Annotated in this window: 29 protein-coding genes; 3 read left to right on the top strand and 26 right to left on the bottom strand. The window is 44.0% G+C overall.

Annotated features, from left to right (window positions below):
• Positions 1-10: 10 nt before the first annotated feature.
• The 11 genes from MICH65_RS00695 to MICH65_RS00745 form a co-directional block, all read right to left on the bottom strand.
• Positions 11-517 (bottom strand): hypothetical protein, encoded by a 507-nt coding sequence (locus tag MICH65_RS00695; RefSeq protein WP_161931518.1) that lies wholly within the window; start codon positions 515-517, stop codon positions 11-13.
• Positions 514-1296 (bottom strand): DUF1295 domain-containing protein, encoded by a 783-nt coding sequence (locus tag MICH65_RS00700; protein ID WP_236870862.1) that lies wholly within the window; start codon positions 1294-1296, stop codon positions 514-516. The genes MICH65_RS00695 and MICH65_RS00700 overlap by 4 nt, the downstream gene beginning before the upstream one ends.
• Positions 1272-1664 carry a DUF2177 family protein gene (locus MICH65_RS00705; RefSeq protein WP_161931519.1) on the bottom strand — a complete coding sequence of 131 codons (393 nt, stop codon included), beginning with the start codon at positions 1662-1664 and terminating at the stop codon, positions 1272-1274. Before MICH65_RS00705 ends, MICH65_RS00700 begins: the two co-directional genes overlap by 25 nt.
• Positions 1665-1708: 44 nt before the next feature.
• Positions 1709-2911 carry a hypothetical protein gene (locus tag MICH65_RS00710; RefSeq protein ID WP_236870863.1) on the bottom strand — a complete coding sequence of 401 codons (1203 nt, stop codon included), beginning with the start codon at positions 2909-2911 and terminating at the stop codon, positions 1709-1711.
• Complete coding sequence (locus MICH65_RS00715; protein WP_161931520.1) at positions 2908-3180, bottom strand: thioredoxin family protein; 273 nt, start codon at positions 3178-3180, stop codon at positions 2908-2910. The genes MICH65_RS00710 and MICH65_RS00715 overlap by 4 nt, the downstream gene beginning before the upstream one ends.
• A 15-nt stretch (positions 3181-3195) precedes the next feature.
• Positions 3196-3936 carry a ZIP family metal transporter gene (locus tag MICH65_RS00720; RefSeq protein WP_161931521.1) on the bottom strand — a complete coding sequence of 247 codons (741 nt, stop codon included), beginning with the start codon at positions 3934-3936 and terminating at the stop codon, positions 3196-3198.
• A gap of 2 nt (positions 3937-3938) precedes the next feature.
• Positions 3939-5057 carry a YibE/F family protein gene (locus MICH65_RS00725; RefSeq protein ID WP_161931522.1) on the bottom strand — a complete coding sequence of 373 codons (1119 nt, stop codon included), beginning with the start codon at positions 5055-5057 and terminating at the stop codon, positions 3939-3941.
• A gap of 4 nt (positions 5058-5061) precedes the next feature.
• Positions 5062-5493 carry a Fur family transcriptional regulator gene (locus tag MICH65_RS00730; RefSeq protein ID WP_161931523.1) on the bottom strand — a complete coding sequence of 144 codons (432 nt, stop codon included), beginning with the start codon at positions 5491-5493 and terminating at the stop codon, positions 5062-5064.
• Positions 5494-5569: 76 nt separating this feature from the next.
• Entirely contained in the window at positions 5570-6106 is a 537-nt protein-coding gene (locus tag MICH65_RS00735) for a hypothetical protein (RefSeq protein ID WP_161931524.1), read from the bottom strand.
• Between the two features lie 103 nt (positions 6107-6209).
• The gene (locus tag MICH65_RS00740) at positions 6210-6581 is read right to left on the bottom strand and encodes a hypothetical protein (protein ID WP_161931525.1); all 372 of its coding nucleotides are present in this window, start codon (positions 6579-6581) and stop codon (positions 6210-6212) included.
• Between the two features lie 118 nt (positions 6582-6699).
• Positions 6700-7458 (bottom strand): SIMPL domain-containing protein, encoded by a 759-nt coding sequence (locus MICH65_RS00745; protein ID WP_161931526.1) that lies wholly within the window; start codon positions 7456-7458, stop codon positions 6700-6702.
• A 72-nt stretch (positions 7459-7530) separates the two neighbouring features.
• Between MICH65_RS00745 and mgtE the strand changes: the two genes are divergently transcribed.
• Positions 7531-8784 (top strand): magnesium transporter, encoded by a 1254-nt coding sequence (gene mgtE / locus MICH65_RS00750; protein ID WP_161931527.1) that lies wholly within the window; start codon positions 7531-7533, stop codon positions 8782-8784.
• Between the two features lie 39 nt (positions 8785-8823).
• Positions 8824-9510, top strand: coding sequence for a DedA family protein (locus MICH65_RS00755; protein ID WP_161931528.1), 687 nt, complete (start codon positions 8824-8826; stop codon positions 9508-9510).
• Here the strand turns inward: MICH65_RS00755 and MICH65_RS00760 are convergent, their stop codons facing one another.
• The 14 genes from MICH65_RS00760 to MICH65_RS00825 form a co-directional block, all read right to left on the bottom strand.
• Positions 9511-9906 (bottom strand): HEAT repeat domain-containing protein, encoded by a 396-nt coding sequence (locus MICH65_RS00760; RefSeq protein WP_161931529.1) that lies wholly within the window; start codon positions 9904-9906, stop codon positions 9511-9513.
• Positions 9907-10113 carry a helix-turn-helix transcriptional regulator gene (locus MICH65_RS00765; RefSeq protein WP_161931530.1) on the bottom strand — a complete coding sequence of 69 codons (207 nt, stop codon included), beginning with the start codon at positions 10111-10113 and terminating at the stop codon, positions 9907-9909.
• Positions 10103-10525 carry a DUF2178 domain-containing protein gene (locus MICH65_RS00770; RefSeq protein WP_161931531.1) on the bottom strand — a complete coding sequence of 141 codons (423 nt, stop codon included), beginning with the start codon at positions 10523-10525 and terminating at the stop codon, positions 10103-10105. Before MICH65_RS00770 ends, MICH65_RS00765 begins: the two co-directional genes overlap by 11 nt.
• Positions 10526-10648: 123 nt before the next feature.
• Positions 10649-11140, bottom strand: coding sequence for a CxxC-x17-CxxC domain-containing protein (locus MICH65_RS00775; protein ID WP_161931532.1), 492 nt, complete (start codon positions 11138-11140; stop codon positions 10649-10651).
• 112 nt (positions 11141-11252) lie between these two features.
• Entirely contained in the window at positions 11253-12008 is a 756-nt protein-coding gene (locus MICH65_RS00780) for a PD-(D/E)XK nuclease family protein (protein WP_161931533.1), read from the bottom strand.
• 9 nt (positions 12009-12017) lie between these two features.
• Positions 12018-13526 (bottom strand): L-lactate permease, encoded by a 1509-nt coding sequence (locus MICH65_RS00785; RefSeq protein WP_161931534.1) that lies wholly within the window; start codon positions 13524-13526, stop codon positions 12018-12020.
• Between the two features lie 19 nt (positions 13527-13545).
• Complete coding sequence (locus MICH65_RS00790; protein ID WP_161931535.1) at positions 13546-14802, bottom strand: M16 family metallopeptidase; 1257 nt, start codon at positions 14800-14802, stop codon at positions 13546-13548.
• A gap of 8 nt (positions 14803-14810) precedes the next feature.
• The gene (locus tag MICH65_RS00795) at positions 14811-15032 is read right to left on the bottom strand and encodes a DUF167 domain-containing protein (RefSeq protein WP_161931536.1); all 222 of its coding nucleotides are present in this window, start codon (positions 15030-15032) and stop codon (positions 14811-14813) included.
• Positions 15033-15105: 73 nt separating this feature from the next.
• Positions 15106-15372: a hypothetical protein gene (locus MICH65_RS00800; RefSeq protein WP_161931537.1), complete on the bottom strand. Its 267-nt coding sequence runs from the start codon at positions 15370-15372 to the stop codon at positions 15106-15108.
• A gap of 253 nt (positions 15373-15625) precedes the next feature.
• A complete protein-coding gene (locus MICH65_RS00805; protein ID WP_161931538.1) occupies positions 15626-16048 on the bottom strand; it encodes a hypothetical protein in 423 nt (140 codons plus the stop codon).
• Between the two features lie 89 nt (positions 16049-16137).
• Positions 16138-16836, bottom strand: a complete 699-nt coding sequence (locus tag MICH65_RS00810) for a hypothetical protein (protein ID WP_161931539.1) — start codon at positions 16834-16836, stop codon at positions 16138-16140.
• A 167-nt stretch (positions 16837-17003) separates the two neighbouring features.
• Entirely contained in the window at positions 17004-17306 is a 303-nt protein-coding gene (locus MICH65_RS00815) for an MscL family protein (protein ID WP_161931540.1), read from the bottom strand.
• 74 nt (positions 17307-17380) lie between these two features.
• Positions 17381-17620: a hypothetical protein gene (locus MICH65_RS00820; protein ID WP_161931541.1), complete on the bottom strand. Its 240-nt coding sequence runs from the start codon at positions 17618-17620 to the stop codon at positions 17381-17383.
• A gap of 89 nt (positions 17621-17709) precedes the next feature.
• Positions 17710-17991, bottom strand: a complete 282-nt coding sequence (locus MICH65_RS00825) for a hypothetical protein (RefSeq protein WP_161931542.1) — start codon at positions 17989-17991, stop codon at positions 17710-17712.
• An 80-nt stretch (positions 17992-18071) separates the two neighbouring features.
• On the opposite strand from MICH65_RS00825, the gene MICH65_RS00830 reads away from it, so the two are divergent.
• On the top strand, positions 18072-18374 hold the full coding sequence (locus tag MICH65_RS00830; protein ID WP_161931543.1) for a hypothetical protein: 303 nt from the start codon (positions 18072-18074) through the stop codon (positions 18372-18374).
• Here the strand turns inward: MICH65_RS00830 and MICH65_RS00835 are convergent, their stop codons facing one another.
• On the bottom strand, positions 18375-19421 hold the full coding sequence (locus MICH65_RS00835; RefSeq protein ID WP_161931544.1) for an ATP-grasp domain-containing protein: 1047 nt from the start codon (positions 19419-19421) through the stop codon (positions 18375-18377).
• Positions 19422-19441: the final 20 nt, after the last annotated feature.

Genomic DNA, 19441 nt, shown 5'->3' on the forward strand with positions numbered 1-19441 from the left:
GGGTTCTTTGTTATTCCTTAGTTGTATCATAACCCCATTGCAACAGCGCCTGTCTCTGTCTTCGTCTACACCCCAAGTCCCCTTTGATACACGCTTTCCTTAGTGCCACCAAATGACGTTTAAACAATCTCCATCTCTTTATCTGCCTCTCATCCTCATCAGGTATTCTTCGCCCTCGATAATATCGGCAATACCACTGAAACCAACCTCTTGGATCATCCCTGTATATCCAGCCCTTTTCCCGCCATTCAGCCAAAGACAGACCAGCCCTCACTCCAAAATAATTTAGTGACTTATCAAATCCTTTAAAACTTAACTTTGCTTCATTAAACCAACTTTTCGGAAACTCATCTCCACAATCTGTCATATACTTTCCTCCAAATACTCCTAACCTCAACATTTGTTTCGGACTCAACTCCGGCTCAAACCCAACTCCAAAGTTCTTCCCCTCAGGCTCGACCAGATAATACCGATAACCATTTTGCATTTTATCGTTCACCACCACCTCCACCTTCATTTCTTTGGAAACCAAGGAATAAAAACACTCGTCACCCTCTTGTACTCCTCAAAATCTTTCCTTCCTTCATACTTCTTCTCTAACAGAGGCACTCCTGACACAAACAAAATTAAATAAGTAATCATCACCGGACCAACCACCGTCATCCACCCCCCAGAAATCGACAAAGCCATCACCAACAAACCCCACCACATTACCACCTCACCAAAATAATTAGGATGTCGACTATATCTCCACAAACCTTCTCGCACAATCTTCCCCTTATTATTTTTATCTTCCAAAAACTTCTTCAACTGCCAATCTGCCACCACCTCAAAACTGAAACCAATCAGCCAAACCACTAACCCTATCCAATCCAACAACCCCCATCTACTATTGGCAGATAAGTTCACATACACCACCGGCGACGCAATCACCAACATCAACGCGCCTTGCAACATAAACACCTGCACAAAACTTCGAACATACGCCAACCAACCAACTCCCTCCCACTTCTTATATCTATAATCCTCTTTCTTTTTTCTATTTCTTAAGAATATATGCCATGCCAAACGCAATCCCCACATACTTACCAATCCATTTACCACCAACGATCTTACTGAGTATCCTCCCAAGTAAAAAGCCAGCCAAGCCAACATTACAAAGCCCAATCCCCATGCCACATCAGCAATATCATTTCGCCGTTTTATAACCGAAACCACAAACCAACCAGTCATGTACCCTCCCACCGCCAACACCAAGTACCAATAATTTTCTACACCCACTTCATCAACACCCAACTACTAATCATCGCCACTAATCCAGACAGCACCATTCCCCAAATCAAATCCACCACCGTCACCTGCCACGACCAACCCTTAAGTGTTGCCATATTGGTTAAGTCATAAGTTGCATATGTTATCAATCCAAACAAAACTCCTCTCGTTACCGCCCGAGATATCGACCTGCTTTCCACTGCTGGATTGATCACAAATACCACCAATCCCACCACAAACAATAAATAAAAGGCAACAGCCCATCCCCAACCAACATCGTTTCTCATCAATCCGCCAATCTGGTTACGATAAAAATCCTTAGCCAACACACTCAACCACACCATATCTATCCCCAAAAAAACTAACAACGACACCAAATACATTTTCAACATACTCCCATTATCACTAATACACCAATCAAAGTAAATCTCACAAATCAACCAAACATCAACACCTCAGGTTTAAACCACAACAGCAAGCCCAGTACCAACATCAGTCCCCCTCCTATCAAGTGCGAATATCTAGCATACTTACTCTCGATCCCCACCGCCCTCAATGTGATCATTGCTGTAAAAAACACAAACAAATCATCCAACATAAAAATCAACACATAAAACACCAGATACATATAATACTGCCAACTTGATAGCTCCGACATGCTTAAAATCTGTGTATATACTGCCGGCAACCCCGCCGAGCACACTAGCTCTACCATATTCACTGCTACCGCCAATAACACTATCCCCATCAAAGCCATCCAAAACCGCTGTCGTAAAACTATTCCCTTAAGCTTCTCAAACACTTTCTGCCTCTTCTCATCACCCATCACCCCACACCCTCCCTCTCGGTTAACACAAAAATCCCACAAATAGTAGCCTCCAGCTCCTACCGCTACTAACCCAATCAAACCCCTAATCCACCCCACCATTCCCACAAACAAAAACAGGTTCAACCACGCTGACAAAAATAAGAAGTAGACTCCTGCTGAAGTAGCCACAAAAGTCACTCCCAAAATCCACATCCGTCTTCTATTTTCCATTCCCAACAGCAAACTAATCAAAAACAACAATGTCCACATTGCACACGGATTAAAACCATCCAAAACCGCCATCACCACTGTCAACACGGGTAGTGATAAACCCTCGATCTCAACCTCACCCAAAATCGGCACCTCAATCGAAGCACCATCTCTCTTCATCCTCTCTATGGTTACTCCAGTCCCCTCATCAGCACCCTTATCAGCCTCACCTTCCTCGCTCCCAATTGCCTCACCTTCTTCTTCAATCAATCCAATTACCGCCGCCTCAATCTCTTTTCCCGTCGTTGCCTCACTTTGGTATCCAATCCAATAATCTCTCCCCACCACCGTAAACGGAACCCCCGCCACCTCCACATCTAAATCCCTAGCCATTTCTTGCAACAACATTACATTAGCCTGATTTCTCGTAATCTCAAACTCGTAAACCCTCACCTCCTCATAATCACGCTCCAACTTATCTAAAAAAATCTTCTCCTTAGCACAATGCGGACACCCCTCTCCCCAGAAAAAATATACTCCAACCTCACCAGCCAACACCCGACCCGACAAACCCATCCACAGAAATAAACCAAATAAGACCACCAACAACCTCTTCATCATTTTTCCTTGTTTTGCTCAATTGTCTCAACCAGTTTCTCTTTCTCCACCTCACCGCTTAAACGCAATATTTCCTCACCCCTCTTGTCCAAAAACACAAATACTGGCAATCTCCCCATTTCCACTTTATACCTCTCCACCATCTCCTTGTCCTCATCAAAATCATAATACTCCGTCACTAGCCAAGGGTTCTCTTTTTCAATCTCTTCCCATCTTGGTCGCATCACCAAGCAACCATTACACCAAACAGCCCCAAATTTTAATACCTTCATCTAATTATCCCTCCTTTACTCACGACTAATTAATCTTACTAATAACATTATCACTATCCCCAACATAAACATCCCGAATGAAGCCACTGACTTCTTTGCATCTTTCTCCTTTCTAATTTCCGGCATCAAATCAGAAGCAGCTATATAAATAAACCCGCCTGCCGCCAATGGTAATAAATATGGTACAAACCCTTCTATTCGGTGAGCCATCCAATAACCCAACACCCCTCCTACCACCACCATCAAAGCGACTCCAAAGTTAGCCAGCAACGCCTTCTTTTTCTCAAAACCCGCATAAAGCAATACTCCAAAATCACCCACCTCCTGTGGAATCTCGTGCAACGCTACCGCCAGTGTCGTCACCATTCCCAACCTAATGTCCACCACAAATGCTCCTGCCAACACTAAACCATCTATAAAGTTATGAATTGCATCTCCGAACAAATTCAAATATCCAAAACTATGAACCCCACATCTACCCTTGTGACAATGTCTCCAATGAAGCACCTTTTCTAACACAAAAAAGCCTACAAACGCCACCAACACCATCTCAAATACTCCTCCACCTAGTTCCTCAACGGCTTCGGGCAATAAATGCAAAAACGCACCACCCATCAACGCTCCTGCCGACAATGAAACCAATAACAATAATATTTTTTCCAGTCTTTCTTCTTGCATCGCCAAGGTCACAATTCCCACCAACGCTCCCGAACTAATCAATAAAGTCGCCCCTAGAATATAAATTAAAGTCTCCATTTTTATTTCTCTTCTACTACTACCGCCGCTATCATGGTGGTAATAGGAACAGCCAGCATCAATCCGATGCTGCCCACCAAGGTCCGCACCACCTCGTCGGCAATAATTTCATAATTAACAATCTCCACAAACGGCCTTGGGTTGTCAACAAATAGCAACAACAGTGGCAAAGCTGCCCCAGTGTACACCAAAATCAACGTATTCACCATCGAGGCAATATGATCCTTACCCACTACCATCGCCTGACGATACAACTCACCTGCTTTTAACTTAGAATTAGCCTTCTTTAGTTGCTCCACAATTCCAGACTGGGATACTGTAATATCATCAAGCACTCCCAATACTCCAATTATTATTCCTGCCAACAAAATCCCCTTAATATTAACCAAACCCGGATTATATGCCCGCAAGAACCCAGCCTCCTCAGATGCAAACCCAGTCAGATTAGCTGCTTTTACAAACACACTCGCCATCACACCCGTTACCACCAACGCTATTAACGTTCCAGCAACAGCGACCCATGTCTTTCTGTTCACTCCATGTGACAACAAGAACGTTGCTGGAATAATTACCAAAGATCCCAAAATCGCCACCACTACTGGATCATCCCCTGCAGCAATCCTTGGTAGAACAAACTTGAAAATCACTCCAAACGAAACCGCCATTCCCAACAAAGACGACACTCCCTGCCATCTGCTGATCATCACCACCATCAACACAAATATTACAAAAAGCCAAAACAAAGCGTTCCTTCGAACATAATCAGTGATATAAAAAATGTCTCCCCCCTCAACATCCTTACTCCAACTCACCATCACCAAATCTCCAACCTCGTATCTCTCCAAACTACTCATCATCTCACTCCCATTCTCAACTCGGACCACCTCTCCCACCAACTCTCCACGAGTTACTCTCACCGCCAACACCTGCCAATATCTCTCCTCACCATTCTCATCACTAAGCAACTTCTCCTCAACTACCTCCACCACTTCGCCCTCCAAAGTCTTCATCTCTTCGTTACCATTACTTGCTACACTCTGCGCCTTCACCCCACTCCCCACACCCAGCAACATCAAGCCCGCCACCACCAGCCCTAGTAATATTCTCTTCTTTCTATTCATTTTTCTAAGTCATCAAACCAACACCTTGATTACACTCAACACATAAACCATAAAACTCCAAAGAATGCCTAGTCACTCTGAATCCCCTTTTCCTATACATCTCCTGCTCAATCTCAGCCAATCTACACCCACCAACCCCTTCAACTCTGCCGCACTTCTCACATACCAAGTGGTGATGATGAACCAAATAAGCCGACTCATACATTTTCTCTTCAGGATACAGATTAACCTCCTTCACCAAACCATTTTTTACCATAAAATTAATTTCCCGATACACCGTTGTCATGCTTGTCTTCACCCCAATTTCCCCCAAGCTCCTTCTTATTTCTTTAACCGACAACGGCTTATCTGCTTCCTCAAACACCCTTATCAACCCTCTCCTAGCTTTGGTTATTCGGCCTCCACTACTTCTTATTTTCTTCAAAGCACCTTCCATCCTTATATCTTAATGCAACTTATTTACATTAACAATACCAATTAGACTCTAACAACCTCAACCTTACTCCGCAGAACTACTGATTCTCAGGCGTGGTTATATCATCCACCCTCCACTCATCCTCCTCGACTACCAAATGTACCTCTCTAAGTACCCTCCCTCCAGAAAAGTTTAATCCCAAGACAACCACCACATTCTCATCATCCACCACCTGCAGATCTTCCACGCTCACACCTTGATCAGGAACATCCTGTACCCCCACAAAAGCAACTATGTCTCTGCTTAATCGTTCACGCGAAACCTCAGTCTTAGCTCTCTTTGAGAGAGCCGCATAAACTCTCGCTTCAGCTTCCGGATTTGGTTCGGGTGGTCCAACCTCAACAAAATCTTGCATAAAACTATATGCTCTAAACTCCGCCATCTCGTGATCCAAACTTCCAACCTGATCAACCTCTGTTCCTACACTCCCATCCAAGTCACTTTCTATCACCCCCTCTTCTGTCACTACCATTAACCCATCACCACGTCCATACAAATACCACACACCTCCACCAATCAACACAACCAACAACGCTCCAACCATTAACGACTGTCGCCACATGTTTTGCCACATACTTCTTAACTACCTCAAATCTACCAAAGTTTCTCAGAACACACCACCTTCAACCTACACCAAACACCCCTACTTGAGGGGTTATTTGGTGTTTCAGATGTGTTTATCTGTTTTTTCCATAACCACGACCCTGGCCATCACCATTCCTCTGTCCTTGACCTAGGCCTAACTCAGCTCTAATCTGATTCGCTTCGTCAGTTCTTCCTTCCAAAGCCAATCGATGTGCCTCAGCAAAACGGGCAAAGTTTTCCTCGGTAACCACCTCAGTAACTCTACCCCGTCCTTGCATCTGTTCCTTCCAAGACTGATAATCCTGGTTCTCAAAAGCCGTAGTCATCGCCTCATGCCTTTCCTCAGTATGGTTTGGACCCAAAACACTCGGGTCGCCCCTATAAGCCTCAACAGCACTAGGGACCAATGTTACTCCACCTATAACAACAGCCATCACGCCAGTTAAAATTGCAAACTTTTTCATATTTTCATTCACCTCCCCTCAATTCTGTTAATTTCTATACACCCTTTATACAAACGCAACCTCCGTTTTATTTCATCTCAATCATTTACCCAGCAAAAACAAAAACCAACCAGCCTCACTACTCAATCTGATAACTCAAGCTCACCACAATCTCTATCTCCTCCACTCCAGGCTGAATCTTAGCCGAAGACAACTCCGGAACCGCCTCCTCTACCGCCATCGCCCGATCGTACATTGGTTGTGGTGTTACCCCGTTACTCCCCTCTGAATAGTTCACAATTCTTCCCAATCTAAAACCAGCCGCCTTAGCTGCTGCTTCTGCTTTTCTCTTTGCTTGTTCCACGGCTTCCTTACGTGCCTCCTCCTCAATTTTCTCTCGATCCTCAACGTCAAAACTCACCCCCCCTACTTGGTTTGCCCCACTCTCCACCGCGGCATCTACCACCTCATTTACCCGATCAATCTCTCTCACCTTAACTTTAAGCTGCGTGCTAGCACTATACCCTGTAATTCTCTGCCTACCACTGCTCCAATCAAACATTGGGTTAATCGAGTAACTCACCGTCTCCATCTCTTTTTCTCTATCGATCCCCAATCCCTCCAGTGACCCAATCACTCTCTCCATCACTCTATCAATCTCGGCCTGAACCTGGCTCACACTCGATCCATTACTCTCCATCCCCACCCTCACGTAAGCAACTTCTGGCTTAACCTCCACCTTCCCTTCACCGCTCACTGTAAAAATATCACTCTGATTAGTCACATTACTATTAACCGACAACGCCACCGGACCTGCTACTCTCGTATACACAAACAAGCCAACAAAGAAAAACACTACTGCTATAAAATAAGGCACCATCATCTTTACTTGCTTCATAAATTTCATTATACCCCTCCTTTACTACCCCCATCACTAGCAGCTTTTCCTCAAAAACACTAAAATCATCCCATGCCCCGTATTAGTACTTCCCGGATAATCCGCAAAATTAACCACAATCCAAAAAAGAATCTTTCATTTTTTCTTGACCAAGATCTCAAAAAACAACCCAAACTTCTCCTCAAACTCTCACCCAATGCCCAAAGAGAACTCCTCCTCAATCTAGATCAAAGTCTAGTTTTAGGCCTACTTGAAAAACTTCAGCCAGACGACACCACTGACTTGCTTCAAACCCTTCCCGTCAGAAAACAAAAAGAGCTTCTTCACAAACTCAACCAAGAGCTCCAAAACAAAGTCAGTCTCCTACTCCGCTTTGATCCTCACACTGCCGCCGGCCTCATTAGTCTCAACTATCTCCAACTCGACCACAATCTCACCCTTTCCCAAGCCGCCCTCAAAATCCGCACCCATGAAAAACGCACCGGCAAAACCCCAGTCCCCTTAGTTTTAAAAGACCACCAACTCATTGGCTACCTTCCCATCGAAAAACTTCTCTTTACCAAACCCTCAGATCCGATCGGTCAGTACACCAAAAAAATCACCACCGTTAAACCTAACGAGACTCGTAAAAAAGTCATCAACCTCTTTCTCAACAACCCTCACAAAAAAATCACTGTCCTTAACGAAGATGGCGCCATCCTTGGCATTATCTACTCCGACGACGTCATCAAAACCCTTAAAAACTCATCCACCAACTCTCTCTATGACTTCGCCGGCGTCCACGACGAAGAAACCGTTTTTGACACCGCCACCCGTAAGGTAGGTTTCCGTTACAAATGGCTTATCATCAACTTATTAACCTCCTTTCTGGCCGCTTCAACCGTTAGTCTTTTTGACAACACCATCTCCAAATACGTTCTTCTTGCTGTCTACATGCCCATCATCGCTGGCATGGGTGGCAACGCTGCCACCCAAACTCTTGCCGTCCTGGTTCGGGGCATCACCTTAAAACAAATTAGCCTCAAAACCTGTCTTCCCACCCTCCGTCGTGAGATAGTTGCTGCATTTGTAAATGGTCTTATCAACGCTATTCTTGTCGCTCTGGTTGTCATCATCATAAACCGAGACTTCAAAATAGCCTTCATTCTCAGTCTCGCCATGATTGCCAATCTCCTTGTTGCCGCCTTTTTTGGCACCCTTATTCCCCTTATCATGAAAAAACTAGGCAAGGACCCCGCCACCTCAGCAACTATCTTCATCACCACCGCTACCGATGTTTTAGGCTTTCTAGTCTTTCTTGGCCTAGCCACTCTCATCCTCACCTAACACCCAATCAAACCAGTGTTTTGTGATACCATTACTCTCATGGAAATTTTAACTAGTGCCATAGATATATTTCTTCATCTCGACACCCACTTAACCGAGTTTGTCTCTCAATACGGAACCTTCACCTATGCTCTCCTCTTCTTCATAATTTTTGCCGAAACTGGCTTCGTCTTTACCCCTTTTCTTCCCGGCGACTCCCTCCTTTTCGCCGCCGGCGCCATCGCTGCTCTTGGCTCTCTCAATATCTGGCTTCTTCTCCTCCTTCTCATCACCGCCGCCATTCTAGGTGACTCATCCAATTACTGGATCGGTCATTTTTTCGGACAAAAAATCATCGACAACCCCAATATCCCTCTCATCAACCAAGAACACATTGACAAAACTCAACAATTCTTCAAAAAACACGGTGGCAAAACCATTCTTCTTGCCCGCTTTGTCCCCATTGTTCGCACCTTTGCCCCTTTCATCGCTGGTGTTGGTTCCATGGAGTACTCCCGTTTCATGCACTTTAATTTTTTTGGGGGTATCATCTGGGTCACTGTTTTCACCCTAACCGGCTATCTTTTTGGCAACGTCCCCTTCATCCAACACAACTTCCATTACGTTATTGTTGCCATTATCGTTCTCTCCGTTATTCCCATGATCTACGAATACATCCAAAACAAACGCAAACCCGATGTCCCCAGCGTTCCTGTCACCAAACTTAAAAAAGCTGTCAACAAATAACTACTCTCTCCACACCCACGCACTTAAGTTAACCCCACCCTCTGCCATCTTAATTGCCTTCTTTAGCTCATACTGACTAATCATCTCACCCAAAGGCTCCCTCTCTGGAATCTCACCGGTATAGTACTTCTCAAATACTTGCAAAGCTCGATCATCCCCCAACTGACCCAACGCCCAGATAGCTCTATTTCTCTCCCAAAACCCCATTTTCTCGTCATCCACTACCGCCATCAATGCCTCCACACAATCTCCTTCTTTGTATCTCTTCGCTCCCTCACAAGCAATTTTCACCTCATAACCAATCCAACTACAACCAATCATGAAAAAGAGAAGCATAATGCTTAAACCCACCGCCCCTATCTGCCATCCATAACGCCATAAAGTTTTAATCTTCATTTATTCCTCCTTTTCTTGATCATTAATAAATATCTCCTCCACCCTTACATCAAATACATTGGCAATCTTAAACGCCAACCCCAACGAAGGTAGGTACTTATTACTCTCTATCGCAATCACTGTCTGTCTAGTTACCCCAATCTTTTCTGCTAACTGTTCCTGGGTTAAGTTGCGCATTGCCCTATACACTTTCAGCTTATTTCTCATCCCCACCCCCTCCAAGTTTCCGGTTAAAACCATGATAAGCAATCGCATACAACGCAATCAAAAACAGTGTTAGATACGCCAATATCATCCCCAATGACTCAAGGTAAACAAACTCACCCTTCGCAAACACACTTGACAGTTTCTTGTACGGAACTAACAACAAAAATGATCCTAACCCAATCGTCGGCGTAAAAATCGCAAAAGCCATCTCAGCCGCCTTCTCTCTTACTTGTCTTTCCCGCTCATCCACCACTATCTTAGCTTTTGACCTAGCCAATCCCATAAACACCATTCCCGTTAATACTCCAGCCAATGCTAACAGATAACTCTCCCGAGTTACTCCCATAGCCACAACCATCCCTACAAACATACTTACCACCACCCGTATCTGTCTATATTTCTTAGCTTCCATAACCAAAATGTAATATATTATTAACAAAATGTCAAATATTAATTACATTAAATCGGTACAAAGCAGCTAAATTACAAACCATTATCACCTCTACCCAACACCAACCCATCAAACTACCGATTACTACTCTCTATCATCAATCTCAACGGACCCATCATCAACCATTTCTTTTTCAGTCTTCTCATTTGTTTTCAACGAAGCCACTACCTCCGCCAAACCTAAAGACTTTTTACTTTTCTTACTCTTACTAACTGGCCTTACTGTGCCCATATCTTGTTTGTTCAGCAAATCCAACACCCTTTCTAGTTTCCTATCTATCTTCTCCATCTCCCTCATCAGTTTATCTACCTCCATACCACCACTCCTTCTCCCACTATCAGATCTTGAATCCCTACCCCTAAACTCACCACCCCTACTCTCTCTTTTCCTTCCACCATTCTGTTTCTCAAAACACTCACTGCAGAAAACTGGCTTCTCACCACTTGGACGAAATGGAACCTGACACTCCTTGCCACACTCACTACAAATCGCATCATACATCCGACCATCACCCCGATTACCTCGTCTAAATGAATTATCCCTCCCTGATCTCCGACCAAAATCAAAATTTCTCATTTTATTCCGCTTAATCTAATCAAAGCGTCCGCAAAAGTATATGCCTAATTCCAATCAATAGCAAGCAGATCTTTGCGATCTATCAAAAAAAACTCCACCAAGCCAACATCAACTACTCCCCCACTTCAATCACAGCTCTCCTATACGCACAATAATCACAATCCTTTCCGGGTTCAGGTATCCTGTCACTTAACAAACACTCTTTAATCTCAGCAAGCATTCCCTCTATCCACTCATCACTCCCCTTATGCGGAATCAGTGTCACCTCAAACTCTAGCCTAGCATCAAAAGCTTCACGATCCGTTATTCCGTTGCAATAAACAAAGTAACCCGTATCCGACACTTTGTATCCATTTCCTCTCAACAGCCATTGATATACCTCCATCTGTCGCTTGTATCCATCCTGCCACTCCTTATTCAACTCCGTTATCTCCTCCGCCTTACTCGTGGACTTGTAATCCACCACCACATACTCATCCTTCGAGTTAATCCACAAATCATCGATCGCTCCAAAAACCATCAAATTACTCGATTTGTGTAAATACTGAACTCCGATAAAATTCTGTCTCCATTCATCCAGTTTTTCATGCTGTACCGGCCTAGCATCAACCCCGTATTTTTCCAGTAAAGGATGCTGCGTTCCCTTAACCCTATGAATATCAAACTCCTGCTTCAACAACTTATCAACCGCGCTATTTAACGCAAATGGAAACCCTGGCGGTCTCCCTACTCCCAATCGTCTGTCTAAATAAAAGCACCTAGGACACTCCATAAACAAATCAATCTTCGATCGACTTAAACTAAACGGTTGTCTACTTTTTGGGTCAAACAAATTTTTAGTTCTCCGCGGGTTATAGTACTCACTCATATCTCTATTCTACCCTCCCACCAATATCATCCCCCACATCCCCACCAACAACAAATACACCAGGCAAGGGATCAACACGCCCTTAACTACCTCTCTCTCCATATTCTTCAATCCCACCACTGCCTCAGCCGCCAACACATCAGCTAGTGCAACCATATTCCCTGCCGCTGCTCCAACCAATCCTAATGCCAAAATAATCTCTGCTTTTATCCCCAGATTAACACTAGCCATCTGCCAGAAATTGCCAAACAACAAGCTTGAAATAGTTACACTTCCAGTAATAAAACTCCCCAACGCTCCAATAAATGGTGTCAACAAAGGCAACCACTGTGTTCTAAATGTCCCTGCGATCATCTCAATCATTGATGGCCAACCGGAAACATTATCTCCCGAATTAGTCATCACCTGCACCATCACCGACATTAGTGAAATCACCACAAACGGACCCCAAGCTCCTTTAAAAGCAGTCTTAAGAAAACTAAAACCCTTCTCTCTTCCTCCCATCCACCCCATCACCATCACTCCAGACACTAAAAACAACCACCCCGGATTGTAAACACTAAAACCATAACCATTACTTCCTAGAACCTCGATCTTTACGCCTCCCAACCACGCCTTTGCCCCCACCAACCAAACCACTACCAATAGATATGGCACTAACACCTTCACCAAACCCAAACCCACCTGTTTATACTCCACCTGCTTAATCCATCTTTCCTTATCAGGCACCAAAAACCCCGTTTTAGTACTTAAAAACAATATCAACATTCCCACCATCGATCCTAAGATAGACGGGAACTCCTGACCCAAGAATGAGAATAAATATGCCGGCACCACAAAGATCGCTCCTGACCATAACGCAAACGGCCATGCCTCCCTAAACTCTCTCCCCCTTTCTTTACTCTCACTCACCAATATCCACAACATAAAAACCGGCACAATCATTCCCACCATGTTAAACATCGCTGCCTTCTCTATCACCATCGCGTTACTTAAAGCTCCAAAACCTACTCTAGTCGGTGTCCCGCTTGCTCCAAACGCTCCAGCCGTACTATTCCCCAACAACCCCAATACCACCGCCTTTAGCGGACTTAAGCCCAAGCCCACCAACAACGGAGTTACCAAAGCCGCCGGAACACCAAACCCGGCAATACCTTCAAAAAAATTCTCCACCATCCACGCCAACATAATCACCTGCACTCGATAATCCTTTGACACCGAACCTAAGTGATACACCAACCCATCTATCACCCTGTTTTTCTTCAATACCTCCAAGAAAAAAATCGCCCCAATAATAATCAAAAAAATATCTAACGCCACCAAAACACCTCTAAACCCCGCCACCCCCAGCATCTCCCATTCCACCCGCCAAAACACAGCTGCCATTACCACCACCAACAACAGCGTCATCGCTGATACCTTAACCAAACTTAATCTTTTCACCAACATCAAACCAAAAAACACACCAAAAGGTAAAAACGCCAAACCATAAATAAAGCTACTTATCTCCACCTTCACATTTAACCACAACCACTCCTTAACTGCCCGCCTTTTCCTTGGCCGTCATCAGACTCACATACTCATTTTCTGGTCTCACATACCTACCCAACACCTCCCGCACCTCTTTCTCGGAAATCGTTAGCAACAACTTAATATCATCATCAGGCAAATACACCTTCTTTTCCCAGAAATAATTGTATGTTATCGACTCAGAAATCCTCCCAATTGAGTCAAACGACAAACTGATATTAGACTTTAAATAATTCAAGCTCCTCCTATACATCTTCTCCTCAATCGGTTTCTCCACAAATCCATAGGTTTCCTTCCGCATTTCCTCAAAAACCCTACTCGTGCTCTGCGGAGAATTCGATGACCACACCTCAAAATAGCCAGCATAGGGATTAAGTTTCCTACTTGCTCCACAACGATAAACCAAACCCAACTCCTCCCTCAATCTTCTAAATAACTTACTTCTAGTTGATCCTCCCACAATATAACCGGCAATCCACATCGCAAATCTCTCACGCAAAGGCAGCTCCATAAACCCCGGTACCAACCACGACAACACTACCGTATCCTGCTGTACATCATCCCTATGTATAAACTCTCGCTCCCCTGGTTTAATCTCACCCCTTCGTGGCCTCGACAACCTTCCCTGATTACCCACAAAGATATCTCTCACCATCTTTTTTGCCTCCTCCACCTCAAAATCTCCCGTCAACGACAACACACAGTTTTCGTTAACAAAATACTTACCATGCAACTCCTTTAAATCATCTCTGCTTAAACTTGCAATATACTCTGGCTGACCCATTCCATCTCTTGTATATCTATGACTCTTGCCAAAATGCTGCTCCTCAAAAGCTCGTTGAAACCGATTGTGAGGTGAGTCCCACTTATCGTTGTACTCCTGCCTAATTACCTCAATCTCCCTCTCCATTACCTCTTCTGGTATCACCGGCTCAAACACCAACTCATAAAGCAACTCCAATGCCTGCTTAAATGATGAACTGGGACCATATGTGTAATACGAGATATCCTCCCTCCCCGTCCCCGCATTGTTATTCAATCCATACTCTTCCTTAAACAACTCCAGCTCCAACTTGTTTTTAAACCTCTTCGTCTGGTGAAAAGTTAAGTGTTCAATAAAGTGAAACGCACCCCAATCCTTCCCCTCCTCATAACTACTACCAGCCCTAATCACCAAATTCGCCTTCACCGCCGGTAATCCTTTAATTGGATAAAGTATTACTCGCAAACCATTAATCTTGTCCAAAATATACGGTTTCGTCATCAATAACCCTAATATATCACCTCAACCACCTTTCGTTTAGACTTATGACCTGCCACTATATCCACCTGACTTTTCCCAACTTCAAAATACTCAGCCAACATCTCTACTACCGCCTTGTTTGCCCTACCCTCTAATGCCGGCTTGTTTACATGCACATGCACCACTCCCAACAAGTCCTTCTCCACCCTAGCTCTTCTTGAATTCACATGCACTAATATCTCCAGTCGCATACTTCATTTTCACCTCCACCATTCTTAAATGCAAAAGAGCCGGTGTTGGTGGTGATAACACCGGCTCTTTCTCTTACTCCTCAACCACGATGAAGTTGACATCTCCCCGATGAAGCCGATACTGCACCTCATCAGCATCATGGAAGCAGAATGTCTCATCCTCAACCCGGTCAAAGACCAACCGAGCCCCTGCTTCCAACTCGCCCTCTTCGTCGTTGATGAGCACCCACATCCAGATCTGAGTCAAGTAGGTCTTACCCACCTCCAACTCAATCGGCTCAAGGATCAGTTCGATCTTCCCATCCAGCAGATACGGCGCTCCGCCTGCCCTGCTGAACATCAGATGTCCACTTTCTGAGTGGACCCTACCGCACTTTACACACGCACAACTCGACGTGTAAGAGTGACAGCCGGTCTGCATTGGGAAAGACTGCGAACCCAACTCTCCATCACATCCCAACATCTGGCATTTCATCACGTGCCTCCTATATATCGCGGTTGAAATGTACTGACGTCCCAATATACCAAATCACATCCCTATTTTCAACACTATCGGACACACACTTTATTTCCCACCTATCCAAAAAACCTCGCTAATCCAACCTCTTCTTGTTAAGACCTCTATCAATCATCAATGGCATTACAAACAACGCCACCAACACCCATATCCACGTCTCACCCTTCCAAAAATAATATGTCTGTAAAACATCACCCATGCTCAAACCTCGCAAATGCAAACTCATCCCCGTCTCAAACACCACTGTCATCACCACCCACATCAATCCAACCAACACCAAATCTCGATCTGTATATTCTCCCCGAACCATCTTCAAGAACCACAGAATCGCCCAGTAAAACAACACTATTCCCGTCAATGAACTCAGCTGATGTGCCCACATTCCAAGATATGGCTCCAGGATAGGCTTATACGTCATCTCCCGCACCACCGCATTAAATATTGCCAACACCAACAAAACCAACCAAAACAATACTGCCTTGATATAAAACTTTTTCATTTCCACTTGATTATACAAACAAAAAACCTCCACATATAACAAACAGCCCTCGGACTTAACACCTCGGGCTGTTCGTTTAATCAAGAGCCTTAGAACTTACCAAAACCCGGACCCACCGGACTCTTGTACAAAACTCCATGCTCTCCAGTGCCTTGGTCGTTATATACTTCCAAAACGGTAGCAAACTCACCCCATATAACAGGACCTATTTCCTCACCATCACTGGTGTACCACATACCACCATCCTTATAAGCATCAGCCGGTGCTGCCACTATTTTAGTAAAGTAATTCCACTCATATGTCTCATCCTCTTCTTCATAAGAATCCCACATATGATTAGTCAACCATGCTCCTGAACCTATATAGCTTGGATAATCGTAAAGGCGATCCAGCTCTCCATCATCATCACAGTCTTTATTGCTCAACCAAGCATCATCCCACTTCATCAATAACTGCGTAGTGCGATATGGCCAATACCATGTACCCTCCGCTGTCGGATTATCATCCAAATATGCTTCGTCATCACCCTCGTACGGCGGGAAACCATCCTTACCTAAATAAGTATTAGCGTAAGAGCCCTTAAACATATGGCCTTGGTAGTTGTAACCATAAGCATCAAAGCCATTAACCAGTGGCTCTCCCTCCAAAAAGTGACCAGCCGAATACGTCAACACACCATCCTGGATGGTGACACATTTATCAGCCTTAGCCTCAACCGTTGTTAAAGTGACCAAACCAAATAATGCCATCAACACCATCCCTATAAACATAAATGTTATCTTTTTCATCTTTTTCTCACCTCCCTTCCTATCTATCTAAATAAAAAAAGCCGCCTATAGCGGACTAATACTTAATAACCAACCGGGAATAAACACCAACCACCCTCATTACCTTTAACCTACCACACCACCACCAATAGTCAACCCAAAACAATCTTGCCCACCCCTCCATTTCCTTATGCCTTCTTCTTATCCAGCTTATCAAGTCCTAACATCTTGACTCCAAAATAAACCACCAAGGCAATCACCACAAAATCAATAAACACGTTAAGAAAGTCTCCCCACATAATCTTGGCTGCACCCACCTGAACATAAGCACTCTGTAGATTCTCAACATTGCTTAACCCAAGAGCCAATACCGGACCAATAATGTCCTCTACCAAAGCAGAGACTAGTTTTGATACCGCTCCTCCTAAAATAAAACCAACTGCCAATCCCACCACACCTTGCTCACGAATAAAATCAATAAATCCCTTCATCTCTACCTCCCTTTCTTTTTCTCTAAAGAACTAATACCAACCTACCTACGTTATAGATCTCCCCACTAACAATGTCAATTTACCCCCTCTTTATATTTTTTTAACCTAAACACCCCCCTACTCGGCTTATACACTCTATCCGGATACTTCTCTACCAATCTCCACACACAGCCATTAACTGTCTTTGGATGAAACTCTGGATTAGACTCACCAATTCTTTTCAACAAATCCGTCCATCGCACTCCCTCAGGACTTTCCTCCAATAACTCAAACACTTTCTCATAAATCTGTCTCGTTACTGTCTTTTTACTCATACTAAAACTGTACCAGTCCAGACAACTATAAACACATCAAGGCTCAAAAAGTATCACGTCGTACAACAACCATTACAATGTTTTTGTCACTACTTGTTAAAGAAGGAATATGCCACCCCGATGAGAAACTTAACAACAATTATTCCCAGAAGAAAAACCAGCGCCTCCCTATCTCCGGATATAAACAAAAATCTATTTCTAACCATTACCGACAAAAACAAAACTAAAGCCAAGATACCTAACGCATAACCAGCAATTGCATAAATACTCATCCAGTCATTGTTCTTGGCGATCAAGCCAATCCCCCGACTACAAAGAGCCATCCCAATAATAAAAACAGCAATAAAAACATGGCGAACAGAAACACTCATATAGCCATATTAACATCCTCACATCGATACCAAAAGGCAAATTTAAGACCTCATTACCCAACACAGCGTATAATACCCTTATGAGCAAGAATCCTATCCTCAACGCTCTCACTGCCACTGCATATATCACCCTTGTTTCCTCAATCATGTACTATGGCACCCAGTTCGCCCCCAAAAACGACTCTTTCCTTGCTCCCATTGCCATGCTCTCTCTATTCACGCTCTCAGCTGCCGTCATGGGCTATCTTTTCTGCTACCAACCTCTTCTTCTACTTTTCGCCAAAAAACAAAAGGCTGCTCTCAATCTCTTTCTTCAAACCCTGGCTATCTTTGCCGTTACCACCATATTGTTTCTCCTACTTCTTTTCTCCGGACTAATCTAGTCAAACCACACTCACAACAACTGGATTAACTGACTCCTCACTCCCTACCAACACCTTATTCTCCCCAGCCTCCCTTAACTCCTCCTTGTACAAATACTCAACTATCTCACCTGCTACATCCCGAGACTCTCCCTCCATCGGATAATGACGAATATCAATCCCAGGACAATCATTTAACTCCAACACTGTCGGATTATTCAACATCTTGTCATAAATCATATCTACCCCCGTTATCTCCATCCCCACCGCTTTTGCCGCCCTCACCGCTATCTCTTTAATTTCATCACTTACCTCATCAGTTGCATCAACCCCTATTCCCCCAGTGCTGATATTAGCGTTTTGTCGCAGAAACACCTTCTCTCCTCTTTGCGGAACATATGTCAATTTCATATTTAGTTTTTTAAGATTCCTCATTATCTCTCCATTCACTTTTATCCTGCACAAAGGCTTCTCGTATCTCTCACCCACATCTGGATTCTCGTTGTATCTCTTAATCAGCTCTCGAATATTTTTAACACCATCACCTACCACATGAGCCGGTATTCTCTCCATCACCGCAACTACCCTGTCACCCACCACAAAGAAACGATAATCCTTACCCTTTATATACTCCTCAACTAAAACATTCTTTTTCCCCGGACTCGTAAAAACCATCGACAACACCTCCTCAAACTCATCCAACGACTCAATATTGACCACCACCCTTCTACCATGAGCCCCTCTAACCGGCTTTAACACACAAGGGAAAAAATCTTTATCAGTCACCAACTTTCTCGCCTCAACCTTAGTTCTAACTAGCCAGCTTCTTGGTACCGGAATCCCATTAGCCAACAACACCTTCCTTGTCAGAAACTTATTATTTGCCACAAAACAAGCAGGTTGAGAGTTAACCGGAAAAGAAGTTCCCATCACAAATACCGATCTTCCTTTGTGTGAAAGCTCAAGTAAGTTAAAGCGGCTAGAGATCACCTTTACATCCAATCCTCTCACCAAAATTGCCTCCAAAATTAACTGGGCACTGTTTGTTTTAAGAACGGTCTTCTTCATATTAATTACCAAAAAACTAC

This window comes from Candidatus Chazhemtobacterium aquaticus (genome assembly GCF_009936135.1).
GTDB lineage: Bacteria > Patescibacteriota > Microgenomatia > UBA1400 > Chazhemtobacteraceae > Chazhemtobacterium > Chazhemtobacterium aquaticus.

Excerpts from the sequence above, each read along its gene's own strand:
- MICH65_RS00745 (WP_161931526.1), bottom strand. The coding sequence starts at position 7,458 with ATGAAGCAAGTAAAGATGATGGTGCCTTATTTTATAGCAGTAGTGTTT.
- MICH65_RS00705 (WP_161931519.1), bottom strand. The coding sequence starts at position 1,664 with ATGTTGAAAATGTATTTGGTGTCGTTGTTAGTTTTTTTGGGGATAGAT.
- MICH65_RS00830 (WP_161931543.1), top strand. The coding sequence starts at position 18,072 with ATGAGCAAGAATCCTATCCTCAACGCTCTCACTGCCACTGCATATATC.
- mgtE (WP_161931527.1), top strand. The coding sequence starts at position 7,531 with ATGCCCCGTATTAGTACTTCCCGGATAATCCGCAAAATTAACCACAAT.
- MICH65_RS00805 (WP_161931538.1), bottom strand. The coding sequence starts at position 16,048 with ATGAAAAAGTTTTATATCAAGGCAGTATTGTTTTGGTTGGTTTTGTTG.
- MICH65_RS00815 (WP_161931540.1), bottom strand. The coding sequence starts at position 17,306 with ATGAAGGGATTTATTGATTTTATTCGTGAGCAAGGTGTGGTGGGATTG.
- MICH65_RS00715 (WP_161931520.1), bottom strand. The coding sequence starts at position 3,180 with ATGAAGGTATTAAAATTTGGGGCTGTTTGGTGTAATGGTTGCTTGGTG.
- MICH65_RS00775 (WP_161931532.1), bottom strand. The coding sequence starts at position 11,140 with ATGAGAAATTTTGATTTTGGTCGGAGATCAGGGAGGGATAATTCATTT.
- MICH65_RS00760 (WP_161931529.1), bottom strand. The coding sequence starts at position 9,906 with ATGAAGATTAAAACTTTATGGCGTTATGGATGGCAGATAGGGGCGGTG.
- MICH65_RS00800 (WP_161931537.1), bottom strand. The coding sequence starts at position 15,372 with ATGTTCAGCAGGGCAGGCGGAGCGCCGTATCTGCTGGATGGGAAGATC.
- MICH65_RS00790 (WP_161931535.1), bottom strand. The coding sequence starts at position 14,802 with ATGACGAAACCGTATATTTTGGACAAGATTAATGGTTTGCGAGTAATA.
- MICH65_RS00730 (WP_161931523.1), bottom strand. The coding sequence starts at position 5,493 with ATGGAAGGTGCTTTGAAGAAAATAAGAAGTAGTGGAGGCCGAATAACC.
- MICH65_RS00795 (WP_161931536.1), bottom strand. The coding sequence starts at position 15,032 with ATGCGACTGGAGATATTAGTGCATGTGAATTCAAGAAGAGCTAGGGTG.
- MICH65_RS00765 (WP_161931530.1), bottom strand. The coding sequence starts at position 10,113 with ATGAGAAATAAGCTGAAAGTGTATAGGGCAATGCGCAACTTAACCCAG.
- MICH65_RS00820 (WP_161931541.1), bottom strand. The coding sequence starts at position 17,620 with ATGAGTAAAAAGACAGTAACGAGACAGATTTATGAGAAAGTGTTTGAG.
- MICH65_RS00755 (WP_161931528.1), top strand. The coding sequence starts at position 8,824 with ATGGAAATTTTAACTAGTGCCATAGATATATTTCTTCATCTCGACACC.
- MICH65_RS00825 (WP_161931542.1), bottom strand. The coding sequence starts at position 17,991 with ATGAGTGTTTCTGTTCGCCATGTTTTTATTGCTGTTTTTATTATTGGG.
- MICH65_RS00810 (WP_161931539.1), bottom strand. The coding sequence starts at position 16,836 with ATGAAAAAGATAACATTTATGTTTATAGGGATGGTGTTGATGGCATTA.
- MICH65_RS00735 (WP_161931524.1), bottom strand. The coding sequence starts at position 6,106 with ATGTGGCAAAACATGTGGCGACAGTCGTTAATGGTTGGAGCGTTGTTG.
- MICH65_RS00710 (WP_236870863.1), bottom strand. The coding sequence starts at position 2,911 with ATGATGAAGAGGTTGTTGGTGGTCTTATTTGGTTTATTTCTGTGGATG.
- MICH65_RS00770 (WP_161931531.1), bottom strand. The coding sequence starts at position 10,525 with ATGGAAGCTAAGAAATATAGACAGATACGGGTGGTGGTAAGTATGTTT.
- MICH65_RS00740 (WP_161931525.1), bottom strand. The coding sequence starts at position 6,581 with ATGAAAAAGTTTGCAATTTTAACTGGCGTGATGGCTGTTGTTATAGGT.
- MICH65_RS00725 (WP_161931522.1), bottom strand. The coding sequence starts at position 5,057 with ATGAATAGAAAGAAGAGAATATTACTAGGGCTGGTGGTGGCGGGCTTG.
- MICH65_RS00720 (WP_161931521.1), bottom strand. The coding sequence starts at position 3,936 with ATGGAGACTTTAATTTATATTCTAGGGGCGACTTTATTGATTAGTTCG.
- MICH65_RS00780 (WP_161931533.1), bottom strand. The coding sequence starts at position 12,008 with ATGAGTGAGTACTATAACCCGCGGAGAACTAAAAATTTGTTTGACCCA.
- MICH65_RS00835 (WP_161931544.1), bottom strand. The coding sequence starts at position 19,421 with ATGAAGAAGACCGTTCTTAAAACAAACAGTGCCCAGTTAATTTTGGAG.
- MICH65_RS00695 (WP_161931518.1), bottom strand. The coding sequence starts at position 517 with ATGAAGGTGGAGGTGGTGGTGAACGATAAAATGCAAAATGGTTATCGG.